Raw genomic sequence first — 25,085 nt, forward strand, 5'->3', positions numbered from 1 at the left:
TAGTGCTAGTGCGTCACCAGCGGGCATGCGCTGTCCGAGAGTTTACCAAAGGCCTGATCACCTGACATCGTGTGGACGAGCCGGTAATAATCCCACGGGTACTTAGATTCCTCAGGCTTTTTGACCTGCATGATGTACATGTCGTGCTCCATCAGGCCGTCGGGCCGGATCACGCCGTTGGCAGTGAACATATCATTGATCTTTGCTTTACGAAGCTGGGCCATGACTTTGTCAGAATCGGTCGATCCAACCGATTTAACGGCGTTGAGATAAGTCAACGTGGCCGAGTAATAGCGGCTTGTGTCATGGTTGGCTCACGGCCAGTGCGTTCGAGGAACCGCTTGGCGAAGGCGCGGGTCTTTTCATTCAGATCCCAGTACCAGCCGGTTGTAAGATATAGTCCTTGTGCTGTGTTCAGTCCAAGCGCGTGAATGTCTGTGATGAAGGCCAGGAGAGCCGCGGGCTTCATTGTTCTGGCAATTCCGAACTCATTGGCAGCCTTGATAGAGTTAGTAAAATCGTCGCCCGCATTGGCCAGACCGAGGACCTGTGCTCCCGAACTCTGCGCCTGGAGCAAGTAGCTCGAGAAATCCGAGGTCGCCAAGGGCACCCGGACCGACCCGATCACTTTTCCTCCGCTTGCCTCAACCACCTTCGAGGCTGCGTCCTGGAGCTGCGTGCCAAAAGCATAATCGGCCGTGACAAAGAACCAAGATTTGCCGCCCTGCTTGACGACTGTGCTGGCCGTCCCGTTCGCCAGCGCGGTGGTGTCGTAGGCGTAATGTACCGTGTATGGTGTGCAGTCCTTTCCAGTAAGAGAAGCACCAGCCGCTCCGATTGAGAAGAAAGGTGTCTTCTTCTCCTTGGCAATGTTCGCCATAGCCAAATTTACGCCGGTGTTTGACCCGCCAAGCACCATCGTAACGTTCTCTCTATCAACGAACTCACGGAATTTCTGTGATCCGAGGTCGGGCTTGTTTTGATGATCGGAGACAAGCAGATCCACCTTCTTGCCCAGTACACTGCCTCCGAAGTCGTCGATCGCCAACCTAGCCGCGGTCTCTCCGCCCGGCCCAATGATGTCAGCATAAACGCCTGACATGTCGTCTATGTCACCGATGACGACTTTGTCGGTTGCAGCGCCAGCCATGCCCGGCGCCATAAACAGTATCAGGGTTGCACAGACAGTGACGGTATGACCGCGCATCATTTCGCGTCTCCTTTGTCGGGCGTGCCTCCTAACGCCGAACTTTAGGATCTCGATTTTGCGGCACCATTGGCATTTCGGCTAACATTACCGCTGACGGTACGAAAACGTACGTGCGCTTTAGCGAGCCGAGCTGCACAGTGGCGCGTCCCGAGCCTGGTCGGAACGTGGCTTCCATCCAACCGGATCCAGCGGCCGCCCCTGGCGCTTTCAATCCACAGGATGCATCAGCGTCTCTGCCGGCGTTTTGCTGCAGCTCATGAAGTTGATGGAACGACCTCGGAAGCGACGTGGGCCAGTCGTCAAGCAGCGAGAAGCGTTTAGCAATCTTTCTGAGCGGGCAAGAGCGAGGCTGCGGGCGGCTCTATGTACGCGAACGTACGAGCTTTTGCTTCTTGCCGCGCCGAACATTCGCCTAATGACCAATCCACTTTCGTTTCCAGCGAATTATTACTCAGATCAAGACATCGCCTTGTCGGCGCTGACTTTTGGCCAGGTGGTCGTCGGCTCACCCCGATGGGACGTCCTCTGACGGCTAATACGGCCGAAACAACGCAGCGATCTTGGCCATTGGAGCACCGTCCAGAACGACGATAGCACTGTTCGGCTGCTCTCTCAAATTCCCTATTCGAATTCGAGGAAGAGCCCAAATGAATAGGAACAACAGAATGCGTATTGGAAGGCGCCGCTTTCTAAAGCAGGCAGGTCTTACCCTCATTGCGGCTGGGTCGGCCCCGATGCTTTCTACTCCATTCGTGTCCCGCGCAATGGCGGACACGAAGACACTGTCGATCGTCCAATGGAGCCATTTCGTTCCAGAGTACGACAAATGGTTCGATCAGTTCGCAAAGGACTGGGGCACAAAAAACAACGTCGAAGTCGCCGTCGACCACATCCCGGTCGCCAACGTCGCTGCGCGGGCGGCCGCGGAAGCCTCGGCCCAATCAGGTCACGATCTGTTCGGCTGGAATGGCGCAGGCGGGGCGCATCTTTACCGCAGATTCCTCGTCGACGTGACGAGCCTCGTCGAGGCGACCGAGAAGAAATACGGCAAGGTCAGCACGATCGGCCGGCAGATCGGCTATAACCAAGACGACAAGACCTGGTCTGCATTTCCCGATTTCTACATCAGTTTCCCGGCCATGTATCGCAAGAGCATGTGGGACGAGATCGGGATGAAGCCGGACACGTGGGACAATGTTCGCGTCGGCGGCGCCAAGCTGAAAGCCAAAGGCCACCCGGTTGGCATTTCACTTGGACACAGCAACGACCCCAACACGACCTGGCGCGGGCTGCTGTGGAGCTTTGGCGGTGCCCTTCAGGACGCCGAAGGCAAGAACGTCGTGCTCAACAGCAAGGAAACGGTCGAAGCCGTTAAATACGTAACTGCGCTGTACAAGGAGGCGATGACGTCGGAAGTGCTGTCGTGGGACGACTCCAGCAATAATCGCTACCTTGTTTCGGGCATCGGCTCTCTGATCGTCAATCCGATCTCCGCTTATAGGACGTTCCAGAAGGCAAACACGAAGGGGGCCGACGACACGTTCGTGATTGCTCCGCCAAAGGGACCGGTCCGCCAGATCATGGGTGGGGCTTCCGAATTCTACGGCATCTGGAAGTTCGCCAAGAACAAGGAGGGCGCGATCGAGTTCCTCAAATATTACGCTGATCATTGGCCGGAGGCATTCAAGGCTAGCGAAGGTTACAATAACCCCTGCTTCGCAAACCTCGTGCCGAAGCCGATGCCGATCCTCTCGAACGATCCGACTTCGACACCATCAGACAAACTTACGGTGCTGCAGGATTCGGAGCAATGGTCGGCCTCCCCGGGATATCCCGGCCCATCCTGGCCTGCCGTCGACGAGGTCTACAACGACTTCGTCATCTGCGACATGATGGCTAAGGCGGCGAGCGGCCAGATGTCCGCGGAGGACTCGGTGAAATGGGCACACCAACAGTCTGACGCCATCTTCAAGAAATGGCACGAGAAGGCCTGAGACGGCGTCCGGACGGAGCCTCACTTTGCGCTCCGGGACCCGGCCGCTGTTGCAGTTCATTGGCAAACACGACTGACGCGCCCTGTCCCAGCGACGGATCGCGGGGCGCAATGCATGAACTTCGGGAGGATCGATGGCAGCCGTACTGACCAGGGATATCGTCAAGACCTTCGACGAAATCAACGCCGTCAACGGCATCTCGCTGAGGGTGCCGGACGGCGAGTTCATGGTGTTGCTCGGCCCCTCGGGCTGCGGCAAGACGACGCTCTTGCGCATCATCTGCGGCCTCGAGCAACAGACCAGCGGCGATCTTCTGATCGGCGGCAATATCGTCAACGACATCCCGCCCCGCGCCCGCGGCATTGCGATGATGTTCCAAAGCTACGGCCTCTATCCGCACTATACAGTCCGCAACAACATTGCCTTCCCGCTGCGCACGCAGCGCATGCCCTCCCAGGACATCCAGAAGAAGGTCGGGTGGGCCGCGCAGTTGCTCGGCATCGGCCATCTTCTCGACCGGCGGCCACGCCAGCTTTCCGGCGGCGAGCGTCAGCGAGTGGCGCTCGCGCGCGCGCTCGTTCGCGAACCGACCGCGCTTCTGCTCGACGAGCCACTGTCCAATCTCGACGCCAAACTGCGCACCTCGGCTCGCCAGGAGATCAAGAATTTTCAGCAGCGCGTCGGCCTCACCACCATTTACGTGACCCACGACCAGGTCGAAGCGATGGGTATGGGCGACCGCATCGCGGTCATCGACCATGGAAGGGTTCGGCAGGTTGGAACGCCAATCGAGATCTATCAGGATCCCGCCGATCTTTTTGTCGCAACCTTTTTCGGCGCACCGCCGATGAACATCGTCACCTGCAATGGCGGCGGCTATCTAGGCTTCCGGCCGGAGAATTTCCTGCCCAGGGACATGATCGGAGACGACGGGGTGACCGAGTTTTCCTTTCGGGTCGACCGCTCCGAATATCTCGGGTCCGAGCGCATCGTTTACGGCGTGATGGATGGTTTCGATTCGAAGCAGCCGATCACGGCGAAGTTGCCGCCGGCCCACGTCGCCGAAGGAAGCGTTCGCCCCGGCGAGTGGCATCGCTTTGCCGTGAAAAACAGCGAGCTGCGCCGCTTCGAGGCCAGCGGCAATCGTAGCACTCGTCACTGAGGGCCGGAAGTCACTGATGGCTGTCATCGCAGAACCTGTTGCCAAGCCGATCTCACGATTTCGCTTTGTCCTGGATCGACGCGATGTGCTCGAAACGGTCATGGTCGCGCCGGCGATCCTCTACGTCCTGCTATTGGTCGGGCTGCCGCTCCTCCTCGCGGTCTTTTACTCGCTCAGCGCCTACACGATTTACAACCCAACCTGGAAGTTTGTCGGCCTGGCCAATTTCGAGCAGATCCTGCAGAATCCAACTTTCCTCGACACGCTGCGCAACACCTTCGTCTTTACGTTCGGCTCGCAGCTGCTCGGCCTCGTGCTCGGAAAGTTCGGGGCCTTCCTGCTGTTGCAACCCTTCCCCGGCCGCAAGATCGTGCGAGCGCTGATCATCCTGCCTTTTGCGGTGCCGGTCGCGCTGGCTACCATTGCCTGGCAATGGATGTTCGATTCGCTTTACAGCGTGATCAACTGGACCATGATTGCGGCCGGTCTCGTGACGCGCGAGGAGGCGCCGAACTGGCTCGGCAATCCATACCTCGCGATGTTGTGCATTATCATCATCAACGCCTGGCGCTTCTTTCCCTTCGCCATCGTGATCTTTCTCGCCGGCATCACCGCGGTTCCGCAGGACGTGATCGACGCCGCCACAGTCGACGGTGCGGGTTTCTGGCGTCGCAACTACCAGATCATCCTGCCGATGATCCTGCCGATGGTGGCCATCGGCCTGATCTTCGGCATCGTATTCACCTTCACTGACCTTTCCATCGTCTTCCTGCTGACCATGGGCGGCCCCGGCGGCGCGACCTCGGTGCTGGGCTTTGAAGGTTTTCAGACCGGTATCGTTTCCGGCGACGTGGCGCACGGCGCGGCGATTTCGCTGTTCATGCTGCCGGTGCTGCTGGTCGTGGTGATCTTCACGCTGCGTTTTATCCGTCGCCGGGAGATCTGACATGCCCGAGCCTCTTGCCCGCTCGCTCCGCGTAACCGGGTTTTCTCTCGGCGTCGCGTTCTTCGTGATCCTGGCCGCGTTTCCGTTCTACTGGATGGCGATCACGGCGTTCAAACAGAACAGCGACCTTTACGACATCACCAACATTCCGTTCTGGTTTAATGAGCCACCGACGCTCGAACACATCCGGTACTTGTTCAAGGAGACCCTGTTCGCGCGCTGGCTGTCAAATTCGCTAATCATCGGCGTCTGCGTCACCGCAATCACGCTCGTGACCGCGGTTCCGGCCGGTTACAGCCTGGCCCGCATGACCAGCCGCAAGGGCGAAGCGCTCGGGATCGCGATCTTCCTGACCTACCTGGTGCCGCCGACGCTGTTGTTCCTGCCACTGTCCCGGATCGTCACGGAGCTCGGCCTGCAAAACTCGATGTGGTCGCTGGTGCTGGTCTACCCGACCTTCACTATCCCATTCTGCTCCTGGCTGCTGATGGGCTTCTTCAAGGCGCTGCCGATCGAGATCGAGGAAGCCGCCATTGTCGACGGCTGCAGCGTGTTTGGCGCTTTCATCAAGATGGCGGTCCCCCTGTCGCTCCCCGCGATCCTGACGGTGGTGATCTTCACGTTCACCCTGACCCTGCAGGAGTTCGTTTACGCCCTGACATTCATCTCGTCGTCCGACCAAAAGCCGATCACGCTGGGCGTATCGACCGACCTGATCCGCGGCGACGTGTTCTTCTGGGGTGAGATCATGGCCGGAGCCTTGATCGCGGCCGTTCCAGTGGCGATCGCCTATAATCTCTTCCTTGATCGCTTCATCGCTGGCATCACCGGAGGCGCCGTCAAATAGCTAAACCACGTGATTGCAGGGCGGCTTCCACCGATGCCTTGCGCTACCGGCCTTAGATCGCAGCCGCCGCCAACCCTCCTCCTTATGGACAAGGGGCAATGCATCCGGAACAGCGAGTTGAAAAGGCCCTGCAGGGCGCTTGAGCATCCTGGCCCGATGCGCCGGTGCCCGGCTGCACATTTGCGAGATCAAACTTTGACTTAAGGACCGACGACGAACCGGTCGCCGAGAATAGGCGCTATGGAGAGGCCGCTTAAGCGGTTGTAATACCCTCATCCGGATTCAACTGTCTTCGATATTCCCTCGCGATCGTGTCAAAACACGTGCAGGAGACTTGCCGCAGCGCGTGAAAGTTGAGGATGCACACAAGCCCGCGCGAACTGCGGATCAACCCATCTTTCTCGAGCGCCTCAAGGCACTCCGTCACGCTGGCCCGTCGAACCCCAAGAAGATGACCTAAGACTTCGTGGGTGAGCGGCAACTTGTCTTCCTCGAGAGCGCTGCTGGCCACAAGAAGCCATCGCGCCAACCGCTGCTTGACGGGGTGCACGGCATTGCAAACGCCCGATTGCGAGGTCTGCAGCAACACCACGTCAATATATCTGAGAAGAACCCTCCTTAGGGTGGGGAGCTGTGGCAAAATGGAAAGAAATTCACGTGCCGACATCCGTATGGCGGTTCCGGCAACTTGCACGACTCTGCGGTGGGGAGGGGTTTGATCAATCTCGGTCAAAACCAGAGGGGCGCCGATCATCCCCTCCGAGCCGATCAGCCAAGCCTCGATGAAACGATCCTGATCTACCCGTGCGGAAACCGAGACCAATCCGTGCTCTACAAAATAGACGTAATCCATCGGCAACCGCCAATGATGCAGGATCTGGCGGGGCAAGATCCGCACCGAGTCTGATCTGGTCAGCACTTCCGACAGCTCGTGATTTGGAATGAGCCGTAGAAGCCGATTGCGGACCGCGCCCCCCCGAATTGAACTTTGAGTATCGCCAATCATCTCCCCTGTTCCACGACCAGGTCGGGAATCCAAACAGAACGGGATGCAGCAAGTTCCAATGTCGGCCGAGATAGCACGCGTCGGCCGGTGCTCCCGGCGAGAGGTGAAGGAGCCATAGGGTGAAGCTTGGTCGATTAAGTTTGGTCGGTGTCCTGCTGGGCTTGTTATCCCGCCGCTCCCTGATGGGCCGTAGCCGCGATGTCGTGCCCCTCTCCCCGATCGGAGGCTTGTTCGTCGAAGCGGAGGGCCGTACGCACGAGCGCGAGATGGCTGAGCCCCTGGGGGAAGTTGCCGGCAAGCCGTCCCGCATGCACATCGTATTCCTCTGACAGCAAGCCGAGATCGTTCGCTGCATCGAGAAGGCGTTGAAAAGTCCTCTCGGCCTCGGCCCTCCTGCCCTGCATCAGTTGGCAATCGGCGAGCCAGCCACTGCAAGCGAGGAAGGCGGCTTCCCTAACCTCGTCCTTCGGCCCCCAGCGGTGCACATAGCCGTCCTGAACCAGCTCGCGCTCGATCGTCGCGATGGTCTCGCGGACGCGTTCATCCGTCACCGGCAGAAAGCCGACAAGGGGAAGATTCAGTAGGCTCGCGTCGACCTTCTCGCTGCCGTAGAACGCGACAAACGTGCCGAGTGAGGGGTCGAAGGCCCGATCGCAGATATCCCGATGCATTCTGTCCCTCAGCGCGCGCATCCGATCGAGCTGACCTGCGTCCAAAAGAGAATGGAGGTCTGGCCGCCTAACGAAGCGATCGACGGCGGCCCATGCGGAGACCTTCGAATAGGTGTAGTGACGCGGTCTTCCCCTGAGCTCCCATAGCCCGTGGTCCGGAAGCTCCCAAACCCGCTCCACGTGTTCGACGACAGAAGTGATCAGCGCGACCTCCCGCTCGGACGGGCTGATCCCTGCCTTCGCAGCCGCGGAAACGGAATCCACCAGCTCTCCATAGACGTCGACCTGGAACTGAGAGGCGGCAGCGTTGCCAATACGGACCGGTTCAGCCCAGTTGCATCCCGGCAGCCACGATGCAACCCATTCTTCGAGGCGTCTTGAACCGTCGACGCGATACATGATCCGCATCTTGTCCGGCTCGCCGCCGACCGCTCTGAGAAGCCAATCCCGAAAGGATTTGGCTTCCTCATGATAGCCGGCGTCCAGAAGCGCACTCAAAGTGAAGGTCGCGTCGCGAAGCCAGCAATAGCGGTAGTCCCAATTCATATCGCCAGCCAGGGCCTCCGGAAGAGAAGTCGTCGGCGCGGCGATGATGCCCCCCGACCGGCGAAAGATCATAGCCTTCAAGGTCAGCAGAGATCGGCGGACTGCATCCGGCCATTTCGTCTGAACCCGGAATTGCTGGATCCAGGAGCGCCAGTATTGCTGAGTTGACGACAAGCTGCTTTTCGCCCCCAATGGGGGCGGCGGATCAGTCCTGGAGGGACCATATCTCAGGCAAAAATCGACCTGCTGTCCCTCGTTCACCTCCAGCTCGGTCACAACGCTGGAGTTCTCGCGTCGGAGCGGGGTCGGTGAATGCAGGACGACCAGGTCCGGTCCGACGAACGCGACCGCTCGCGCGTCTTCGACCTCGAGCGCGGGCCGCAACGATCCGTAGTCGAAGCGAAGATCCAGCTCGCTTCGGACTTGCACCTTCCCTCGAAGGCCCTGCACCACTCTTATGACGGCGCAAGCCCCATCGTGGACAGGCATGAAGTCCACCAGCCTGATGCATCCCGAAGACGTATCGAGTTCGGTCTCAAGGATGAGGGTATCGGCCTGATAGCGGCGACAGCTACAGCGATACGACGTGCATGGCGCCACCTTCCAGCGACCATTCGCGGAGGTACCCAACAGTGAAGCAAAACAAGCATCGGAATCGAATCGAGGCCAGCACAACCAATCTATCGAACCTTTGCGATCGACGAGCGCGGCGGTCTGGCCATCTCCGATCATCCCGTAGTCTTCGATCAATCTGGGCACGATCAGCGCGCCTCCAGCCCGTTGCTGCGCCGCTGTTGCAAACGAGCTGCGCTCGGGCCGCTGAGCTTCGTTCTCCAGACCAACAGCCCCCCAAGCAGTGTTCCTGCCAACAACGTGGCCGCGTACGGCACCCATCGATCGAGCGTGCCGAAGGACATTGTGGCAGAGGACGCGGATTCAGCGCTGAAGCTTCCGCGCGTGCGGTGAAGCGAATGCACTGGCTCGTAGAGATTGTCGGCGCGATCGGGACCGATAGGATCGTCGGTTTGCTGGCCATCGACACAAACCTTGGCCAGATATCGATCCAGCAACCCCGGCACGAGCATATTGCCGAGAATGACCTTCAGGGTGCTCAAGCCGATCCAATACTCGCGGGCCGGCTTGCAAGCCGCCCGGAAGACGGCCTCCGCGATGGTTTCCGGCTCGATCACCGGGGCGACAGGCCTTGGAGCTCGCGCTATGTGCGCTCTCGCCCAGTCGAACTGGGGGGTGTTGACGGCGGGGAGCTGCAGCATTGTGAGCGTGATCCGGCTTCGTTCGTGGATCAGTTCGGCACGAAGCGAATCCGTGAAGCCTCTGATTGCATGCTTTGCTCCACAGTAAGCGGACTGCAGCGGGATGCCGCGATACGACAGCGCCGATCCGATCTGGATGATCGATCCTCGATTGGCCGGCCGCATGTGGCGGAGCGCCGCCATCGTGCCGTGAACGAAGCCGAGGTAAGTGACCTCCGTCACTCGTCGGAATTCTTCCGGCGTCATCTTCCACGTCGGCGAAAAGACGGTCACCATTGCGTCGTTCACCCACACGTCGATATGTCCGAAAATCCCGGCCACGCGGTCGGCAGCGGCAAACACCGAACACGCATCGGCCACATCAAGGGCGAGTACGATTGCCGTCCCTCCGAGCTTTTCGACCTCGTCTCGCACCTCCTCGAGAGCCCCCGCGTCGCGGGCGATGAGCCCCATGGAGAAGCCTGCCTGCGCGAATCGATGGGCGACCGCACGGCCAACACCTGCGGACGCTCCGGTGATCACGACCACCTTGGTCGGCTTGACCGGCAAGTCATTCATGCCTGGGCTCCCTCTGTGCTGGTCGATGTCTGGGCGGCAGGAAATGCGATGGTCGTAAGCAGCGCCATCGCGGGCTGGCGGGAATCGAGCCTCGTATGTTGAACGACCACGGGCGCGCTCGCCTCGATGAGGGAAGCATAGCTCGTGTCGCGCGGCACTGGCGCCGGATCAGTCAGATCGTTGAAACGCATGTGGAGAGTGCGTTTGGCAGGTACCGTGACCAGATATGGACCGACCGGCTCGCGCGCCTCGAAGAACAAGGTGATCTTCACCTCGACGTCCCGGTCCCCCGGGTTCAGGAAGCACGCCGCTTCGTGGGAGACGAGATCATGCGCGTCGCTGACGCTGCTGCCGGGAATGTAGCCTTCCGGGATGGCCCAGACCGTGCAGCCAATCTTTCGCATCTTACTTCTCCAGCCTGATCAGGGCTAATCCGCTCTCTAGATCGTGCCTCTTTCGCAGATGTGTCGGACTTTCCTCCATGATGATCTCGAGCGTCGGGCGCACCACGCCCGACCCCAAATGTCCGGCAAGTGCAGTCCCGTCACGCCTGCCGACCACCAGATGAACGTGAACGGAAGGCTCGCCCGAGGGATCAAGGGCGACATCGCCGATTAGAGAAGCGACCTCAACCTGTTCGCCCACACGGTTGTCCAAGTACTCCTTCCTTTCCCAGTCGAAGTACTTCAGGACGACCTCGCTGAAGGCTCCGATTCCGGTGATCTGTGCCGCCGCTATCCGTTGCTCCATCGCGAAGGACGACAGGCAGCTCATCGCTTCTTCGCCGGTCTCGAGCACCAAGGCCAAGGTCCGCTGGGCTCCGTTCTTGCTCAGAACTTTGTGTCTCATTTTCATCCTCTTTGCATTGAAAGGATATTCGCACGCCGCATCGATCCTTGACGCGCGAGCGCACGGATGCGATCAGCCGTGCGGCAGGCGATCGCCTGGATCGTCAACGAGGGGTTGGCGCCCCCCACGGTTGGAAAGACCGAGCCATCGCAGATCCATAAGTTTGGAATATCCCAGCTGCGGCAGTCCACATCGACGACGCTGGTGTGGGCATCGCTGCCCATGCGCGCGGTGCCGTTGAGATGACAGGTGTCATCGTCTTGGATCCAGATATCGGTTGCGTCCACCGCCTCGAGCGCACGCCTCATGAATTTGAGGGAGTGATCGATCAGACGTTTGTCGTTGTCGCACCAGGAATAGGTAACCCGTGGAATCCGCAGTCCATATTGGTCGACCTCGTCAGCCAGGGTCACCCGGTTGGATTCCTGCGGCAGCATCTCGCCGACGATCTTGAGACCGACGACGTGATTGTAGTCTTTCATGGCTTCGACGAGTCTGTCGCCCCACAGGCCGCGAGCGCTGAACAGCGTATTCGCCCAGAGCTGCGGCAACGGACCCTGGCTCATGTAGGAATAGCCGCCGAAGAAATCCTTGCCTTTGTCTTCGTAGTTCCAATGCTCGGTGATGGCGAGCGACGGCGGCCCCTTGTAGGAGCGCACCTCGTGCTCCAGCCGGCCCCACACCGCCTGATTGGACTGCGCCATCAGGTTCTTCCCGACCAAGCCCGAGCTGTTGGCGAGGCCGTCCGGAAAGCGAGGTGTCGCGGAGTTCAGGAGAAGTCGGGGCGTTTCGATGGCATAGCCCGCGACGACGACGTTACGCGCCCGCTGAAAGCGCCATGCGCCGTCCCGATGATAATGAACCCCCGATACCAGCCCCGACGGCTCAACCTCGATGCGACCGACCATCGCGAGATCGCGGATCTCCGCACCTGCGGCGATCGCGCGCGGAATCCAGGTAACCAGCGCGCTCTGCTTGGCGTTGGTCGAACAGCCGGTGACGCAGAAACCGCGATAGACGCAAGGATGGGCCAGACCTCGGGGCGCCGATAGGGTCGCAAGCGGCGTCTCGGTCCATTTGATCCCCAACGCCTCGCAACCTTTCGCCAGCGCTCGCGCCGCGCCATTCAAAGGATGGGCGCGATACGGGTATCGCGGACGCGGCGGGCCCCAGGGATAGATCACCGGACCCGATATCTTCAGAGCCTGCTCGACTTCGGTGTAATAGTCCCACATCTCGCGCCAATCGAGCGGCCAGTCGGCGCCATAACCGAGCATGGTGCGCGACTTGAACCATTCGGGACGGAAGCGCAGCGAGACCATTGCGAAGTGCACCGTCGAGCCGCCCACGGCCTTGCCGCTGTTGTTGCTGCCGAGTTGCAGCGGATTGGCGCCGTCGACGATACGGTCGTCGGTCCAATAGAGCTTGGTCTGCTCGGATTCATCGGAGGCGAAATCCTCCAGCGGCCTGAAATAGGGGCCCGCATCGAACGCAACGATCGAAAAGCCGTATTCGGCGAGCTTGCAGGCGAGCGTGCCGCCGCCCGCGCCCGTCCCGACGATGGCGAAATCGACCGGCTCGTTCTCGCGATATTGCCGCATCTGGACCCAGCCGCCCGGACGGAACACGTCCGGCGCCCGGCCGTCACACGCTCGCGGCACATGGAGGGGATCATCGGACACGGCGATTGCTCCGACGCGCTGCAGCATCATGGCCGTCCTTCGTCTCGGCCGCCTCCCAGGGATCGCGCTCGTCGAGATCGAGACGCACATAGCCGCGCGGACTTGCCGGACCGCCCCAGCCGATCTCGCTCCACGCTGTCGGGTGTGCGTAATAGGCGAGCACGATGTCCCGTCCCATGCGATGTTTGAAGAAGTCCTTGCAGCGCAACTCGCCCCATTCGGCCGCTTTCAATTCGCCATGCTCGGCGGCACGAAGCAGCTTGTCCTGCAAGCCCTCCGGCAACGCTGCAAAGCGCTGGCCGTACGCGGCCGAGGCCTCGGCATTCAGCGCCTTAAGCCCCAGCCGCCAGGCATCCGCATCTCGGGGCACGCCCGGCCTGCGAAAGCCGTCCATGATCAGATCGTCCAGCTTGCGATCGACCAGCGCGGCGATCGGCACCGGCGGACGGTCCCGCGGTTGCGGAACGATGCGGTTCGCGATCGCCACGACGGTCTCGTATTCCTCCCGCGTGAAGTAACGCGGCTCGGGCGCTATCGACAGCCGCCGTGCGATGACCTCGCGCGTTTTGTCGTTCCAGGATGGACCCGACCATTTGGCGAGAACGTCATATTCGGGATAGCGGTCGCGACTTTCATGCATCGGGATGCGCCCTCATGAGACCGAGTGCAGCAAGGCCGGCAAGTGCGAGGCCGGCAAAGCTGGGCGGCGCGGGGATCGGCGGTCCATTCAGGATGTTCTGGCTCCAGTTGCGCCAGCCACCCATGTTTCGCGATACGCCGTAGGCGTGGAAGCCGACACCGGCCAGACCCATGGCCGTCAGCAGACGCATCCACGAGCGGGCGACGCGATGCGTCCTGCCGGAACGGTGCCCGGCTGCCGAGAGCAGCAGCGCTGCGCCGATCGGTGGCAGCGTCACCGGCAGAAGCATGAAGGGATTATGATAGGCGCCGCGGAAATGCAGCAGGCCCGCCTCGCCGGTCGTGCCGAGCAGACCTGCGCCCGCGACCGCGGCGATCGCACGTCCCGCCGGGAGACCGAAGATGCGCGGACGCGTTCGCCCCGCTTCACGCACCCGTTCCGAACAGAAGCCGAGCAGGCCCGACAGCAGGATCGCCATCGGCGCTCCGAGCGGCGCTCCGTAGAATAGATTTTGCCAGCTGAAGCCACCCACGCGCTTGCCGACGTTGTAGAGATGGAATCCCGAACCGACCAGGCCCGTCGCCGCGGCCAGCAGGTAAGTGGCATCGCGCGCTTTGTGCGCGAACGGGCGCATGTCAGCGGTCCCATGCAGGCTCGTCGCCATCGTCAGCGCAGAAACAAGCAGCGGCGTGTACATGGCCTTGTTCTTGAACGAGCCGCGGTAATGCTCGACGCTGGAGTCGGCGAGCACCGAGGCTGCGAGCATTCCTGCAGCCCGGTTGAGCTTTCGCGCCGTTTCGACGGTTTGCGCTTGGCTGGAGCGATTGCGACGGGGCGCGAGACGGGTGTCGGATCTGGCAGCCGGCGCGGATGCGGCCGATAACATTGAGACAAGGGCCATGCTGAATCCCGCGATTCCGGCCATCACGATCAGGTCGCGTTCTCCCGGCAGCCTCATGCGGCCTCCGATACGGCGTAAGCAGCGGCATCGGCGCGCTTGAAGATCAGCCCGTTCCCCGGCACCGTCAGATCGGGGCTAATTCGGCCGTCACGGGGCTGCGGCGCGCCATCGAAAAGCATGTGCTCGATGCGGACGTGATCGTGAAACCATTCGAGATGACGGATGCGGGGCGCGGCACAGGCGACAGCCATATGCAGCGCCGGCGCACAGTGAGCAGAAAGGTCGACGTGAAAGGCATTGCACAACGCCGCGATTTCGAGAAAGCCGGTGAAACCGCCGCATCGCGTCGCATCCGCCTGCTGCACATCCACCGCGCCACTGGCAAGCATGGTGCGCACATAGTCGACGGTGTAGGCGTACTCGCCGGCGGCCACGTCCATTCCGCAAGGTGCATGTTGCCGCACCATCACCAGTCCAGGCAGGTCGTCGGACGATACCGGCTCCTCGAACCATCTGACGTCCCGCTCGGCGAAGATGTTCGCCAACCGGATCGCCTGCCTAGGGGTGCAGGCGCCGTTGGCGTCCACGAACAACAGCGCATCGCCAATCGCGCGCTTAGCCACCGCAACGCGATGGGGATCCCGCCCAGGCTCAGACCCGATCTTCATCTTGACGAATGCGCAGCCGTCCTTCGCAACCCAACCTCCGAGCTGCTGCTCCAGCTCGGCGTCGGAATAAGTGGTGAAGCCGCCGCTACCATAGATCGGTATAGAGGTGCGGCGCGCACCGAGAAGCACGACGAGCGGCTGATCGAACAGACGCGCCTTGAGGTCATGCAGCGCGGTATCGACCGCGGAGATCGCGGTTGCCGCGAGGCCCTCGCGGCCAAGGTTGCGGACCGCCCTCTGCATGGCCCCAAAACAGGACGCGGGTGCCAGGGCATCCTGACCCGCGATCACAGCAGCGAGCTTGTCCCGAATCAACCCGACGATACAGGCGCTTGCATAGGTGTAACCGAGGCCGACCCGTCCTCCACCCTCGACCTCGACGAGCACGATGGTGGTGGAGTTCCAGGAGATGGTGCCGTCCGCTTCAGGACGATCGGTCGGCACCCTATAGGCCTCGGCGCGCACGCTACGGATTGGGACCTCGGACCGCATCAGTCTGTTCCGGGTAGAACACTCGTCAGCAATTCCTTCGCGCTGTTCTTGAGCACGCTTCCCAGCTCCGGCTCCGAGGGGATCATGCTGACGAAATTCTTGGCATCCTTCAGCGTGATGTGCGGCGGCAGCGGCGGCACGTTGGCATCGGTATAGGCCTCGAGGAGGACAGGGCGATCCGCTGCAAGCGCCTCGTCCCATGCCGCGCCGACCCGATCAGGATTGTCGACGAAGATGCCCTGCAGGCCGAGCAGCTCGGCGTAGCGATGATAGGAGAAATCCGGAATGCTTTGAGTCGACTCGGTCTTCCCGGCGCCGAGCATGATGCGCTCTTCCCAGGTCACCTGATTGAGATCGCGGTTGTTGAGCACCAGCACAACGAGTCGCGGGTTCGACCAGCGCTTCCAGTACTTGGAAATGGTGATCATGACGTTGAGACCATTCATCTGCATCGCGCCGTCGCCCATGCAGGCGATGACGGTGCGATCGGGATAGGCCATCTTGCCTGCAAGCGCGTAAGGCGTCCCGGCGCCGAGCGACGCAAGACCACCCGAGAGCGACGCCTTCATGCCGCGCCGCATCCGGAGATCGCGCGCGTACCAATTGGCTACCGAGCCGGAATCCGCGGTGATGATGGCGTTGTCTGGCAGACGAGGCGACAACTCCCAGAACACCCGCTGCGGATTGAGCGGTTCGGCGGAATTCATCGCTCGTTCCTTCAGCGTGTCCCACCAATCGGCCATGCCTTTCTTGATGTCGCGGCGCCAGGACGACTCCTTCTTCTGCGAGAGCAGCGGCAAGAGGGCGCGCAGCGTCGTCGCGCTGTCTCCAACCATATTGACTTCCATAGGATAGCGCAGGCTCAGTCGGCTGCCGTCGATGTCGATTTGCACGCCGCGCGCGTCCCCTGGCTTCGGCAGAAACTCACTGTAGGGAAACGCGGAGCCTACCATCAGGAACGTGTCGCAGTTCTTCATGAGATCCCAGCTTGGCCGCGTCCCCAACAGCCCGATCGAACCGGTGACGAACGGCAGGTCGTCCGGCACCGCCGCTTTGCCGAGCAGGGCCTTGGCGACTCCGGCCTGCAGGCGCTGGGCGACTTCGATTACCTCGTCCGTTGCCTCCAACGCGCCGGCGCCAACGAGTATGGCGACCTTGCTGCCTGCGTTGAGAACTTCGGCGGCGTCACGAAGCAAGGCCTCATCCGGCAGTTTGGCTGGACCGGCATACCCGACGCCGGTGTGGGTGGCGCCATGCGCCACGGGGGGGTCCTGATAGTCGAGCTCCTGGACGTCCTTTGGCAGGATCACGCAAGTGACGGCGCGCTTGGTGTGCGCGATACGCACCGCGCGGTCGACGAGATGACGGACCTGTTCGGGAACGCTCGCCATCGCGACATATTCGGTCACGCCCTGGAACAGGGTCTGGAGATCGACCTCCTGCTGATAGCTCGCACCGATCGCGGTGCGTGCCTGCTGACCGACGAGAGCCAGGACCGGGACATGGTCCATCTTGGCGTCGTACAGACCGTTGAGAAGATGGATGGCTCCCGGTCCGGAGGTGGCGTAGCAAAGACCGACCTCGCCGGTGAACTTGGCATGCGCAGAGGCCATGAAAGCGGCCATCTCCTCGTGGCGGACCTGGACGTACTCGATCACGTCTTTGGCGTTCTCAAGCGCCACGTCGAGGCCGCCCACTCCGTCGCCGGGATAACCGTAGACGCGCTTCAAACCCCATTCGGACAGGCGATGCCAAACGAATTCGCTGATGTTCATTGGATTGATCTCGATGACGGGGCGACGAAACTCGCACGAGAAGCCAACGTGCACTCTCCGCAAACGTTGCACCGTTACGACTTATTTAGCTCGCTCAGAGCCAGGAAAACCCGCTGCATTGTACGTTAGCGGACAGAACCAATCGTTCGTAGCGCTAGGACAACTTCGCGCGTCTGGAGAAATCGGACATGCGACGGTCTGACGCTCGTGCTGCGCAACGCGCAATCGGAACGCAACTCCATGACTGCCCGTTTCACCGGCACACCATAGGAGCCATGCATGAGCTTGCGAAGTTCGATTCTGATTCTCACCTCCGTCGCGGCTATCTCGGTCACGTCGGGCTCGGCCGTGCTTGCTGTGCCGATCGTTCCTTCCCCGATCCGCCAGGTCGGCGCATCCGTGCAAACCGTGCAGTACAGGCATTGGCATCACGGGTGGCACCGACCTTACTGGCACCGGGAGTACGCACCGGGCGCCGCAGTCGTCGGCGGTCTAGCCGCTGGAGCTCTCATCGGAAGCGCGATCGCGAACAGTGAGGCAAGGGCAGACGCGGGTGCATACTGCGCGCAGCGCTACAAGTCCTATGACCCCGCATCCGGTACGTATCTCGGCTACGACGGCGTCCGTCATCCCTGTCCATAGGCTGTTCCGCCACTCCCATCCGCGCTTCCGGTGCGCGGCTACACCGAGCCGAGTGGAGGCGCGCGAATGGACAGGGTCGAATTCATGAAGCGGGTCGCGATCGCGGTGGCGATCGCGACCATTCCGTTTTTGTTGTGGTACTTTCGGTCGGTGGTCCTGGTCGCAGTGGGCGCGATGCTGCTGTCGGTGGTGCTGGATTTGATGAGCCAGCCGTTGCGCTGGTGCAGACTTCCCAGGGCAGCCTCCGTCGCTTTAACCCTGGTCCTTCTTTTCGCGTTGATGGGGGCGGCCGGCTACGTATTCGGTACTACACTGTCGAACGAGATGCAGGACGTGGTCGATCGCGCGGATCTCGCTGCCAGGACGATCGCGGGCGACCTGCAAGGATCACGATGGGGTGCCGCCGTCCTGAAGCGCATCGATGCGAGCCAGCTTTCGCTGGCGAGCTGGGCCGGAAACATCGTCAGTGTGAGCAGCAGTCTGTTCGCCTCGATAGTGGTCATGATCGGAATGGGCGGCTATATCGTGGCTCAGCCGGCGCTGTATCGGGCGGAATTCCGCAAGCTGTTGCCAAGGAGAAGTGCCGAGTGGGTGGAGATGACCGCCGGCCACATCGCGGCGTCGCTCAAGCTATGGTGCATCGGACAAGCCATCCAGATGCTGCTCGTCGGCGCGCTTACCACGCTTGCGGTCTGGCTGATCGGCTTGCCATCGCCGGTTGCCCTAGGCGTCATCGCCGGTCTTGCCGAATTCATCCCCTACGTCGGTCCTTTGATAGCGGCACTGCCCGCGCTTCTGGTGGCTACGTCGCAAGGGTGGTCACTCCTGGCTTGGACCGTCGTGGCCTACGTTGCAATCCAGCAGATCGAAGGAAATCTGCTGCTTCCGGTCATCCAGCGGCGGCTGGTCGCCATCCCTCCGGCGACCATGCTGTTCGGAATCCTGGTCGTCGGTGCCTTCTTCGGGTTGCAAGGGGTCGTGTTCGCGGCACCGATCACCGTGATGGTCTATGCCACTATGGAGAACCAAGCGCGTAGCAAAGCAAGAGGTCCTTGCACCTGCGAATGAAGGTATCTCGCCGCACATCTTCTTCCATGCGCGGCGCGCCGGAGAGAGCCTCGATGTCAAGTAGCGCGAATACGATCGAGACCGAGAAACCGTCGATGGTCTTCACGTCCTTACTCGTCCTGATCCCGATCTCGATGGGTCTTAGATACATGCAAGCGCCCGTCCTGACGACATTCGTTGCCAGTGCCGGCTCCATTGCGGTGCTCGCGGAGTGGATCCGCCGTGGAACGGAGCAGCTGGCGAGACACGCGGGTCCGACCATCCGCGGGCTCGTCATGGTGAGCTTCGGTAGCGTGGCCGAACTCGTACTGGCCCTGTTCGTCCTTGCGAATGGTCAGGCTTCCGTCGTCCAGGCGCAGATCACGGGCTCGATTATCGGAACAAGCCTTCTGGGCCTAGGGATCGCCATTCTGGCGGGTGGGCTGTCGCGACGGCGCCAGACGTTCAGCTCCAGCAAGGCCGGCCTTCAGTCGACGCTTTTGATCTTGGCAGTGATCGCGCTGCTTCTACCTGCAATATTCGACTACACTGCCCGGCAAGATCATCTGCATAACGTCCGTCTGACCGACGAAGAGCTGAGCCTTGGCGCATCAATCGTGCTGCTTGTACTCTACGGCGGAAACCTCGCCTATACTCTGATCACCCACCGCGATGCCTTCGCTGACGAGGAGGCTAACGGCGATCGCTCGTGGAGCCTGGGCCTCTCGATCGGCGTCGTCGTGGGCTGCACCGCGGTCATTGCCCTCGAAGCGGAGATCGTCTCGGAGGTGCTGACGCAGACGGCCGAGACCCTGAGAATTTCGACTGTGTTTCTGGGAGTCGTTGTGCTGGCGCTCGTCGGTACATCCGCCGACCTGTTCGCGGCAAGCTGGTTCGCACGCAGCGATCGGATGACGCTGGCATTGAGCATCTGCATCGGATCGGCGATCCAGCTGGTCCTGGTCGTGACCCCGGTTCTGGTCCTGATCTCAGCCTTTATGGATAGTCCGATGAGCCTGGTGTTCGGCAACCCACTCTATCTGTTCGCCATTGCGAGCACGGCATTTATCGTCAGCGCGGTCGCGCGCGACGGCGAGACGACCTGGTTCGAGGGCCTGCTTCTCGTGGGAGTGTACGTTCTGTTCGCGCTCGGCTTCTTCTTCATCGGCCCGGGCTGACGGCCGCACCGCGCCGCGCGTCACGTCCCTTCGGCTTCCGGACAGGGTTGTGGATTCATCGGGTATGGACCGCTTCCGAGCTCCGCTTCTTGTGCTCACTCCGGAGACTCTGTCGGCTGATCTTGCGGTCCCGCTTGAAAGCGCCTTGCGTCGCCTGATAGGCGGCAATCCCGGGCGTCTCCTTCGACTTGTCCGTCGTCCCGTGAGCTGCCGGAGCGAGCACGAAGGCCGCCGCGCATGTCTGCAGTACAAGGCGTTCGAAACGGATCATCTCGTCTCTCCTCTTTCCTGAGCGGAGTCGGCTGCCGTCGAGTGCCGCACGTCGCCAACTTTCGACGCCGAGACCGGAGGCGCCGAATTTCCCCATGCATTCCTGATGTAGGTGGCGAGGTCGGCAATCTGCTGGTCCGAGAGCTTCCATTTGAACGCGGGCATGGAGACCTGCGTAGGCCTTGCATCGGTCGTTGCCGCATGAGCTCCGTTCAGGATCAACCGCACGATGGTGGTTGGATCCCGGTCCTGGACGGCGCTGTCACCCTGGAGGCGGGGAAACATAGCAGGCACGCCCTGACCTTCAGCCTGATGGCAGCCCGAGCAATTGTCCACGTAGAGCGCTTTCCCGACGGTCAGGACCTTGGAATCGGGCTGCGTCTGATCGTCTTTGTGTTCTCCGGCACCTGAAGGCACGTCCTTGAGGTAGGTCGCTATCGCTTTCAGATCGTCGTCTTTCAGCTTCGAAGTCGAGAAGGTGATGACCTCCGACATCGGGCCGTATGCGACCGTGCGGGAATTGCGCCCCGTCTTGAGAAACGCCACGATATCGTCCACTGACCAGTTTCCCAAACCGGACCGCACGTCGGCCGTCAGATTTGGGGCGTACCAATCCTGGAGCTTCCCGCCGCGCAGCGCGGACTGCTTCTCGGAAGCCCCCAGCACGTTGGTGGGCGTGTGGCAGGCTCCGCAATGTCCGAGGCCTTCGACCAAATAGGCCCCCCGATTCCATTCGGGTGATTTCTGATCGTCGGGCTTGAAGGTGCCTTCATGGAAGAACAGCTCGTTCCACCCCTTCATGACGACGCGTTCGTTCAGGGGCCACGCGAGTTGGTTCGGCGGAGGGGAGTTGGCGACGGGATCTAGCGAGCTCAGAAAGGCCTCGAGAGCGTCGGCATCTTCGCGGGTGACTTTGGTATACCAGGGGTAGGGAAACGCAGGATAGAGATAGCTGCCATCGGCCGATATGCCCTGGTGCAGGGCGCGGTAGAACTGATCGTCGGACCAGGCGCCGATCCCGGTCGTTCGGTCGGGCGTGATATTGGCAGAGTAGATTGTTCCGAAGGGCGTCGGAATCGCGCGGCCGCCGGCGAACGGCTTGCCTCCAGGCGCGGTATGGCAGGCCTCGCAGTCGCCGGCAGCCGCGAGATAGCGGCCTCGCTCGACCTGAGCAAAGGACAGTTGCTCGCCCCGGGCGGGGAAAACGCAGAATGTTGCGGCACAGGCGCAGGCCAACGACAACCTGACGAGAGCAAACAACATTGCGCCTCTCCTACGCTTGAACCAGCGGCCCGGGACTTTTCAGATATTGCGTTCTGATGGCGTGAGCGGACCAGAGCGCCAGCGCGGCGACGGTACCTGTCGGGTTGTAGCCCGGGTTCTGCGGGAACGCCGAGGATCCCATCACGAACAGGTTCGAGACGTCCCAGTGCTGCAGATAGCGGTTGATGACGCTTTCTCCCGGATTGGAGCCCATGATCGCGCCGCCGGTGTTATGGGTCGTCTGGTACGGCGTGATGTCATAGTGCCCCTTTCGGGGATTGCTCCTGATCTCACGTGGCTTCATCGCGCGGGCGATCTCTTCGGCCTTTCCCGTCAGGAAATCCGACATCTTGTGCTCGTTGTCGGTGTAGTCGAACGTCATGCGCATCAGCGGGCGACCGAGAAAGTCGCGGTAGGTCGGATCCAAATCAAGGTGGTTTCCCCGGTGGCTCATGACCGCCCCATGCGTAGAGATCGACATCGAGCGCAGATAGTTTTGCACAACCGCTTTCTTCCACTTAGAGCCCCATTTGGGCGTTCCATCCGGAACGAGATGGGTCTCGATCGGACGACCGTTGGTATTCCAGCAGGCTATGTAACCGCCTCCGACGAAGCCCAGATTGGTGTGGTCGAAATTATCTCCGTTGAACTCGTCGACCACGGTCCCTAGCGCGCCGGCGCCGATGAACGGGTTCAGGATCTTGTCGTCGTAGAACACGTCGACGCTCGAGACGATTTGATAGGCATAGTTCTTGCCAAGCGTCCCGGCTCCTGTGTTGGGGTCGTACGGAGTGCCGATTCCTGACAGGAGCAGAAGGTGGACATTGTGCAAAACGAACGCGCTGAGAACGATCAGGTCGGCCGGCTGCTCGTACTCTTCGCCTTGAGTGTCGACGTAGGTGACGCTGACCGCCCTCTTCCCGTCGCTGTCCAGGTTGATCTTGATGACCTCACACTCGGTCTTCAACGTGAAGTTCTTCTTGCGAAGCAGGACCGGGAGGATGGTCGTCTGCGGACTTGCCTTGGAATAGTTACCGCAACCGAATTTCTCGCAGAAGCCGCAATAGGTGCACGGTCCGAGCTGCACGCCGAGCGGGTTGGTGTAAGCGCGAGACATGTTCGCTGATGGCGCGGGGAACGGCTTCAACCCGATATCCCGTGCCGCTTCTGCGAAGAGTGTCGGACCATAGGTCATCGCCATGGGCGGGTTCGGATAGTCTCTGTCTCGGGGACCTTCGAACGGATTTCCTCCGGGTTGGATCTGTCCCCTGATATTGCCGGCCTTGCCCGATATCCCGCAGAGGTATTCCCACTTGTCGTAATAAGGTTCCAGATCGTCATTTGTGATGCCCCAATCCTGGATGGCCATGTCTTGGGGTATCGCCGCTGCGCCATAGCGGTCGCTGTTGTGGCTGCGCGCGACGAAGTCGCTCGGCAGGAAACGCCAGTTCTGTCCATTCCAATGGATTCCCGCTCCGCCGACGCCTGTCCCGGGGAGGAAGGAGCCGAGTTGACGCATCGGCAGAGCGGTTTCGTTTGCGGAGTTTCGGAAGGTCAGCGTCTCGCGTGCGGGCTCCTGGAAGAGCTCATGGCGGTAGTAGTAGCGGAGCTCGTCCTGGATGAACGTGGTGGCGAAATCCGTGGTGGTGTCGCGCCATCCTCCCCGCTCGAGCGCCAGGACATTCAGCCCGGCATCGGTCAGCTCCTGACCCATCAAGGCGCCGGTCCAGCCGAAGCCCACGAGAAGCGCATCGACCGCCGGCAACTTGGTGGCCATATCGATCTCCTATGCCTTCGAGCTCCAGTCGGGCCGACCATAGATCGCGACGGGCGGCAACGGGTAGCGCTTGCCGTGCTGACCGACGAAGTCCCGATAGTCGTACCTCGCACCGGGAAAACCGATCATCTTCCAAGCCGCCATATCCTTGTTGCCGCCGTACATGGGATCGGCGAAGTAGCCTTCCTGGGTGTTGAGGAGGAATTGCTTGAAGAATGCCTTGGCATCCACGTTCTGAAGCTTGGCTTTACCTTCTTCGAGCTCTCCGAGGACCGTGTCCTGCTGCTCGGTGCTGAGTTCAACAAAGGGCTTCCCGCCGAATTTGCCGCGACAATAGACGTCAATCGCCTTGATCGCGGCGCGGTACATCTGCGCCGGCGTCATCCGGGACTGGTAGCCTTGACTATCCGAGCCCTTCGACCATGGTCCCGCCATATACCAGCGCTCAGCTCTGCCGTAGGCTCCAGCGAGCTGGCGATCGATGAACAGTGTGACGCCGAGTTCTCGCGCGCCGGGCCCCATATCATCCTGTGGTATCAGACGCGACACGGCGGCATCGAGCCAAGCCGCTTCGTCCGCTGACAAAAACCGGTAATCGCTCCCGGCGACCGGAGATGGTTTGTTCGCCTCGCCCGGAGCCCAAGGGACTTGCTGCGCGATTGTATCTGCCGCTGCAGGGGCGGTGGGAAGGGCCAAGGATGTACCAGCAGCAAGCCCCGCGGTAAGCAGGTCGCGTCGACTGACTTCCCGCTTCGTCCCTCTCGATGTCGACATGATCGGAACCCCTGTGTGGCCGCATCAACACTCTGGAAAGGCCGACGTTCGCTCGGCTGCCGCGGGTTCTGGGGAAATTCGGTACGCTTCCGGACCGATCCGGCAGCTTATGCTGTCAGTTGCGGCGCACGTCGGCCTCAAGCAGGCCTACGAACTCAAAAACGTTCTGTGCTTGCGCCGCCTTGAGGAGGCAGCGATCCCGTTCTTTGCCAGGGGGCAGCTCTTGCGCTTCCTGCTTGGCTCTTTCGGCGAGTTGCTTCAGCCGCTCGGGAAGCGGCAGCAAGGCTTCGGTGCGGCGGCGACGCCGCCGTTTTGTCCCCTTCCGGCGACCTCGCCATGCCAACCGCTTCATGCCGCTTCCCGATTTGACCAGGCCATCAAAGCACGACGCCTTACTTGGAATTGCCCTGGTGAGGTGAGGTAGAGCCGGTGGTGTTCTGGGATGAGCTACCCGATTGACCACCTTTGCTGTCGACGTTCATGGCTTCGAAGACCGACATCCCGTGGGGACCGATGGTCATCACCACTGGATTTCCATCCTTGCTCTTGGCCTGAACCACGAAGGACTCGGCAACGACATTGACGTCCGTGAAGCCTGCCTTCTGGAGATCTTGCTTTATCTGCTGCGCGGCTGCGAGATTTTGGTTCGAAGTGCCGGGCTGCTGCTGAGAGGAGGTGCTGGGCTGTTGTGATGCGGCTTGAGACCCTTTCGAAGCGTTCTGTGCGAGCGCGGGGCTTGCGAGAGCAAGTACGGCCACGGCCGAGGCAGTCATGAGTGTGCGTGTCATTTGGGCGCCTTTCTAGTGGGAGAACAGATGCCTGAAATAGTGATCGACCTGGCGTTACGTTCCGGCAGCAGGGCTCGGTCGCACGTGATGGTCGGTACGTCAGCGAACAGTGGCGCCCTCGCCGG

The 25,085-nt window shown here is 61.2% G+C and carries 23 protein-coding genes and 1 pseudogene; 8 read left to right on the top strand and 16 right to left on the bottom strand.

All coding sequences use genetic code 11. The features are described from left to right. Window positions 1–5 precede the first annotated feature (5 nt). A pseudogene (locus tag P6U27_RS26205) lies at window positions 6–1,207 on the bottom strand (ABC transporter substrate-binding protein). Between the two features lie 767 nt (window positions 1,208–1,974). On the opposite strand from P6U27_RS26205, the gene P6U27_RS26210 reads away from it, so the two are divergent. From P6U27_RS26210 to P6U27_RS26225, 4 genes are all read left to right on the top strand, one after another. Beyond that, the gene (locus P6U27_RS26210; RefSeq protein WP_160118859.1) at window positions 1,975–3,204 is read left to right on the top strand and encodes an extracellular solute-binding protein; all 1,230 of its coding nucleotides are present in this window, start codon (window positions 1,975–1,977) and stop codon (window positions 3,202–3,204) included. Window positions 3,205–3,337: 133 nt separating this feature from the next. Next, the gene (locus P6U27_RS26215; RefSeq protein ID WP_407192810.1) at window positions 3,338–4,366 is read left to right on the top strand and encodes an ABC transporter ATP-binding protein; all 1,029 of its coding nucleotides are present in this window, start codon (window positions 3,338–3,340) and stop codon (window positions 4,364–4,366) included. Between the two features lie 16 nt (window positions 4,367–4,382). Next, window positions 4,383–5,312, top strand: coding sequence for a carbohydrate ABC transporter permease (locus P6U27_RS26220; protein ID WP_122404572.1), 930 nt, complete (start codon window positions 4,383–4,385; stop codon window positions 5,310–5,312). A gap of 1 nt (window position 5,313) precedes the next feature. Then, window positions 5,314–6,159, top strand: coding sequence for a carbohydrate ABC transporter permease (locus tag P6U27_RS26225; RefSeq protein ID WP_122404573.1), 846 nt, complete (start codon window positions 5,314–5,316; stop codon window positions 6,157–6,159). A gap of 253 nt (window positions 6,160–6,412) precedes the next feature. Here P6U27_RS26225 and P6U27_RS26230 read toward each other — a convergent pair whose 3' ends face one another. The 10 genes from P6U27_RS26230 to P6U27_RS26275 form a co-directional block, all read right to left on the bottom strand. After that, window positions 6,413–7,165 (bottom strand): Crp/Fnr family transcriptional regulator, encoded by a 753-nt coding sequence (locus P6U27_RS26230; protein ID WP_122404574.1) that lies wholly within the window; start codon window positions 7,163–7,165, stop codon window positions 6,413–6,415. A gap of 164 nt (window positions 7,166–7,329) precedes the next feature. Further along, window positions 7,330–9,141, bottom strand: a complete 1,812-nt coding sequence (locus P6U27_RS26235; RefSeq protein WP_122404575.1) for a glycoside hydrolase family 15 protein — start codon at window positions 9,139–9,141, stop codon at window positions 7,330–7,332. A 2-nt stretch (window positions 9,142–9,143) separates the two neighbouring features. Next, window positions 9,144–10,205, bottom strand: a complete 1,062-nt coding sequence (locus P6U27_RS26240; RefSeq protein WP_122406796.1) for an SDR family oxidoreductase — start codon at window positions 10,203–10,205, stop codon at window positions 9,144–9,146. Between the two features lie 5 nt (window positions 10,206–10,210). After that, a complete protein-coding gene (locus P6U27_RS26245; RefSeq protein ID WP_122404576.1) occupies window positions 10,211–10,618 on the bottom strand; it encodes a sensory rhodopsin transducer in 408 nt (135 codons plus the stop codon). Between the two features lies 1 nt (window position 10,619). Then, window positions 10,620–11,063, bottom strand: coding sequence for a PPC domain-containing DNA-binding protein (locus P6U27_RS26250; protein ID WP_122404577.1), 444 nt, complete (start codon window positions 11,061–11,063; stop codon window positions 10,620–10,622). A 2-nt stretch (window positions 11,064–11,065) separates the two neighbouring features. After that, window positions 11,066–12,745 carry a GMC family oxidoreductase gene (locus P6U27_RS26255; RefSeq protein ID WP_209296338.1) on the bottom strand — a complete coding sequence of 560 codons (1,680 nt, stop codon included), beginning with the start codon at window positions 12,743–12,745 and terminating at the stop codon, window positions 11,066–11,068. Next, on the bottom strand, window positions 12,735–13,385 hold the full coding sequence (locus P6U27_RS26260; RefSeq protein WP_122404578.1) for a gluconate 2-dehydrogenase subunit 3 family protein: 651 nt from the start codon (window positions 13,383–13,385) through the stop codon (window positions 12,735–12,737). Before P6U27_RS26260 ends, P6U27_RS26255 begins: the two co-directional genes overlap by 11 nt. Beyond that, window positions 13,378–14,151, bottom strand: coding sequence for a hypothetical protein (locus P6U27_RS26265; RefSeq protein ID WP_244607720.1), 774 nt, complete (start codon window positions 14,149–14,151; stop codon window positions 13,378–13,380). Before P6U27_RS26265 ends, P6U27_RS26260 begins: the two co-directional genes overlap by 8 nt. A 188-nt stretch (window positions 14,152–14,339) precedes the next feature. Beyond that, window positions 14,340–15,446 (bottom strand): enolase C-terminal domain-like protein, encoded by a 1,107-nt coding sequence (locus P6U27_RS26270; protein WP_209296337.1) that lies wholly within the window; start codon window positions 15,444–15,446, stop codon window positions 14,340–14,342. Beyond that, the gene (locus P6U27_RS26275; protein ID WP_122404580.1) at window positions 15,446–17,221 is read right to left on the bottom strand and encodes a thiamine pyrophosphate-requiring protein; all 1,776 of its coding nucleotides are present in this window, start codon (window positions 17,219–17,221) and stop codon (window positions 15,446–15,448) included. Before P6U27_RS26275 ends, P6U27_RS26270 begins: the two co-directional genes overlap by 1 nt. 279 nt (window positions 17,222–17,500) lie before the next feature. Between P6U27_RS26275 and P6U27_RS26280 the strand changes: the two genes are divergently transcribed. The 3 genes from P6U27_RS26280 to cax all read left to right on the top strand — a co-directional run bounded on the left by P6U27_RS26280 (window position 17,501) and on the right by cax (window position 20,088). Continuing rightward, a complete protein-coding gene (locus tag P6U27_RS26280; protein ID WP_407192811.1) occupies window positions 17,501–17,863 on the top strand; it encodes a BA14K family protein in 363 nt (120 codons plus the stop codon). Between the two features lie 66 nt (window positions 17,864–17,929). Beyond that, a complete protein-coding gene (locus tag P6U27_RS26285; protein WP_122404582.1) occupies window positions 17,930–18,931 on the top strand; it encodes an AI-2E family transporter in 1,002 nt (333 codons plus the stop codon). A gap of 53 nt (window positions 18,932–18,984) precedes the next feature. Continuing rightward, complete coding sequence (gene cax / locus P6U27_RS26290; RefSeq protein WP_209296335.1) at window positions 18,985–20,088, top strand: calcium/proton exchanger; 1,104 nt, start codon at window positions 18,985–18,987, stop codon at window positions 20,086–20,088. 55 nt (window positions 20,089–20,143) lie between these two features. Here the strand turns inward: cax and P6U27_RS26295 are convergent, their stop codons facing one another. The 5 genes from P6U27_RS26295 to P6U27_RS26315 all read right to left on the bottom strand — a co-directional run bounded on the left by P6U27_RS26295 (window position 20,144) and on the right by P6U27_RS26315 (window position 24,524). Continuing rightward, window positions 20,144–20,359, bottom strand: a complete 216-nt coding sequence (locus P6U27_RS26295; RefSeq protein WP_209296334.1) for a hypothetical protein — start codon at window positions 20,357–20,359, stop codon at window positions 20,144–20,146. Then, window positions 20,356–21,621, bottom strand: a complete 1,266-nt coding sequence (locus P6U27_RS26300) for a cytochrome c (RefSeq protein ID WP_209296333.1) — start codon at window positions 21,619–21,621, stop codon at window positions 20,356–20,358. Before P6U27_RS26300 ends, P6U27_RS26295 begins: the two co-directional genes overlap by 4 nt. 10 nt (window positions 21,622–21,631) lie before the next feature. Next, entirely contained in the window at window positions 21,632–23,398 is a 1,767-nt protein-coding gene (locus P6U27_RS26305) for a GMC family oxidoreductase (RefSeq protein WP_407192812.1), read from the bottom strand. A 9-nt stretch (window positions 23,399–23,407) separates the two neighbouring features. Then, window positions 23,408–23,983, bottom strand: a complete 576-nt coding sequence (locus P6U27_RS26310) for a gluconate 2-dehydrogenase subunit 3 family protein (protein ID WP_407192813.1) — start codon at window positions 23,981–23,983, stop codon at window positions 23,408–23,410. A 304-nt stretch (window positions 23,984–24,287) separates the two neighbouring features. Then, window positions 24,288–24,524: a hypothetical protein gene (locus P6U27_RS26315; RefSeq protein ID WP_129145456.1), complete on the bottom strand. Its 237-nt coding sequence runs from the start codon at window positions 24,522–24,524 to the stop codon at window positions 24,288–24,290. Window positions 24,525–24,627: 103 nt separating this feature from the next. On the opposite strand from P6U27_RS26315, the gene P6U27_RS26320 reads away from it, so the two are divergent. Beyond that, window positions 24,628–24,864 (top strand): hypothetical protein, encoded by a 237-nt coding sequence (locus tag P6U27_RS26320; RefSeq protein WP_145987033.1) that lies wholly within the window; start codon window positions 24,628–24,630, stop codon window positions 24,862–24,864. Window positions 24,865–25,085: the final 221 nt, after the last annotated feature.

Origin of the sequence: Bradyrhizobium sp. STM 3566, assembly GCF_045571445.1 — a bacterium.
In the GTDB taxonomy this organism is placed as follows: Bacteria; Pseudomonadota; Alphaproteobacteria; order Rhizobiales; family Xanthobacteraceae; genus Bradyrhizobium; species Bradyrhizobium vignae.

Bases quoted from the DNA above. Each gene is read 5' to 3' on its own strand.
- P6U27_RS26220 (WP_122404572.1), top strand. From the start codon at position 4,383: ATGGCTGTCATCGCAGAACCTGTTGCCAAGCCGATCTCACGATTTCGC.
- cax (WP_209296335.1), top strand. From the start codon at position 18,985: ATGTCAAGTAGCGCGAATACGATCGAGACCGAGAAACCGTCGATGGTC.
- P6U27_RS26315 (WP_129145456.1), bottom strand. From the start codon at position 24,524: ATGAAGCGGTTGGCATGGCGAGGTCGCCGGAAGGGGACAAAACGGCGG.
- P6U27_RS26275 (WP_122404580.1), bottom strand. From the start codon at position 17,221: ATGAACATCAGCGAATTCGTTTGGCATCGCCTGTCCGAATGGGGTTTG.
- P6U27_RS26285 (WP_122404582.1), top strand. From the start codon at position 17,930: ATGGACAGGGTCGAATTCATGAAGCGGGTCGCGATCGCGGTGGCGATC.
- P6U27_RS26250 (WP_122404577.1), bottom strand. From the start codon at position 11,063: ATGAGACACAAAGTTCTGAGCAAGAACGGAGCCCAGCGGACCTTGGCC.
- P6U27_RS26265 (WP_244607720.1), bottom strand. From the start codon at position 14,151: ATGCTCGCAGCCTCGGTGCTCGCCGACTCCAGCGTCGAGCATTACCGC.
- P6U27_RS26260 (WP_122404578.1), bottom strand. From the start codon at position 13,385: ATGCATGAAAGTCGCGACCGCTATCCCGAATATGACGTTCTCGCCAAA.
- P6U27_RS26210 (WP_160118859.1), top strand. From the start codon at position 1,975: ATGGCGGACACGAAGACACTGTCGATCGTCCAATGGAGCCATTTCGTT.
- P6U27_RS26305 (WP_407192812.1), bottom strand. From the start codon at position 23,398: ATGGCCACCAAGTTGCCGGCGGTCGATGCGCTTCTCGTGGGCTTCGGC.
- P6U27_RS26245 (WP_122404576.1), bottom strand. From the start codon at position 10,618: ATGCGAAAGATTGGCTGCACGGTCTGGGCCATCCCGGAAGGCTACATT.
- P6U27_RS26230 (WP_122404574.1), bottom strand. From the start codon at position 7,165: ATGATTGGCGATACTCAAAGTTCAATTCGGGGGGGCGCGGTCCGCAAT.
- P6U27_RS26300 (WP_209296333.1), bottom strand. From the start codon at position 21,621: ATGTTGTTTGCTCTCGTCAGGTTGTCGTTGGCCTGCGCCTGTGCCGCA.
- P6U27_RS26295 (WP_209296334.1), bottom strand. From the start codon at position 20,359: ATGATCCGTTTCGAACGCCTTGTACTGCAGACATGCGCGGCGGCCTTC.
- P6U27_RS26280 (WP_407192811.1), top strand. From the start codon at position 17,501: ATGAGCTTGCGAAGTTCGATTCTGATTCTCACCTCCGTCGCGGCTATC.
- P6U27_RS26270 (WP_209296337.1), bottom strand. From the start codon at position 15,446: ATGCGGTCCGAGGTCCCAATCCGTAGCGTGCGCGCCGAGGCCTATAGG.
- P6U27_RS26215 (WP_407192810.1), top strand. From the start codon at position 3,338: ATGGCAGCCGTACTGACCAGGGATATCGTCAAGACCTTCGACGAAATC.
- P6U27_RS26225 (WP_122404573.1), top strand. From the start codon at position 5,314: ATGCCCGAGCCTCTTGCCCGCTCGCTCCGCGTAACCGGGTTTTCTCTC.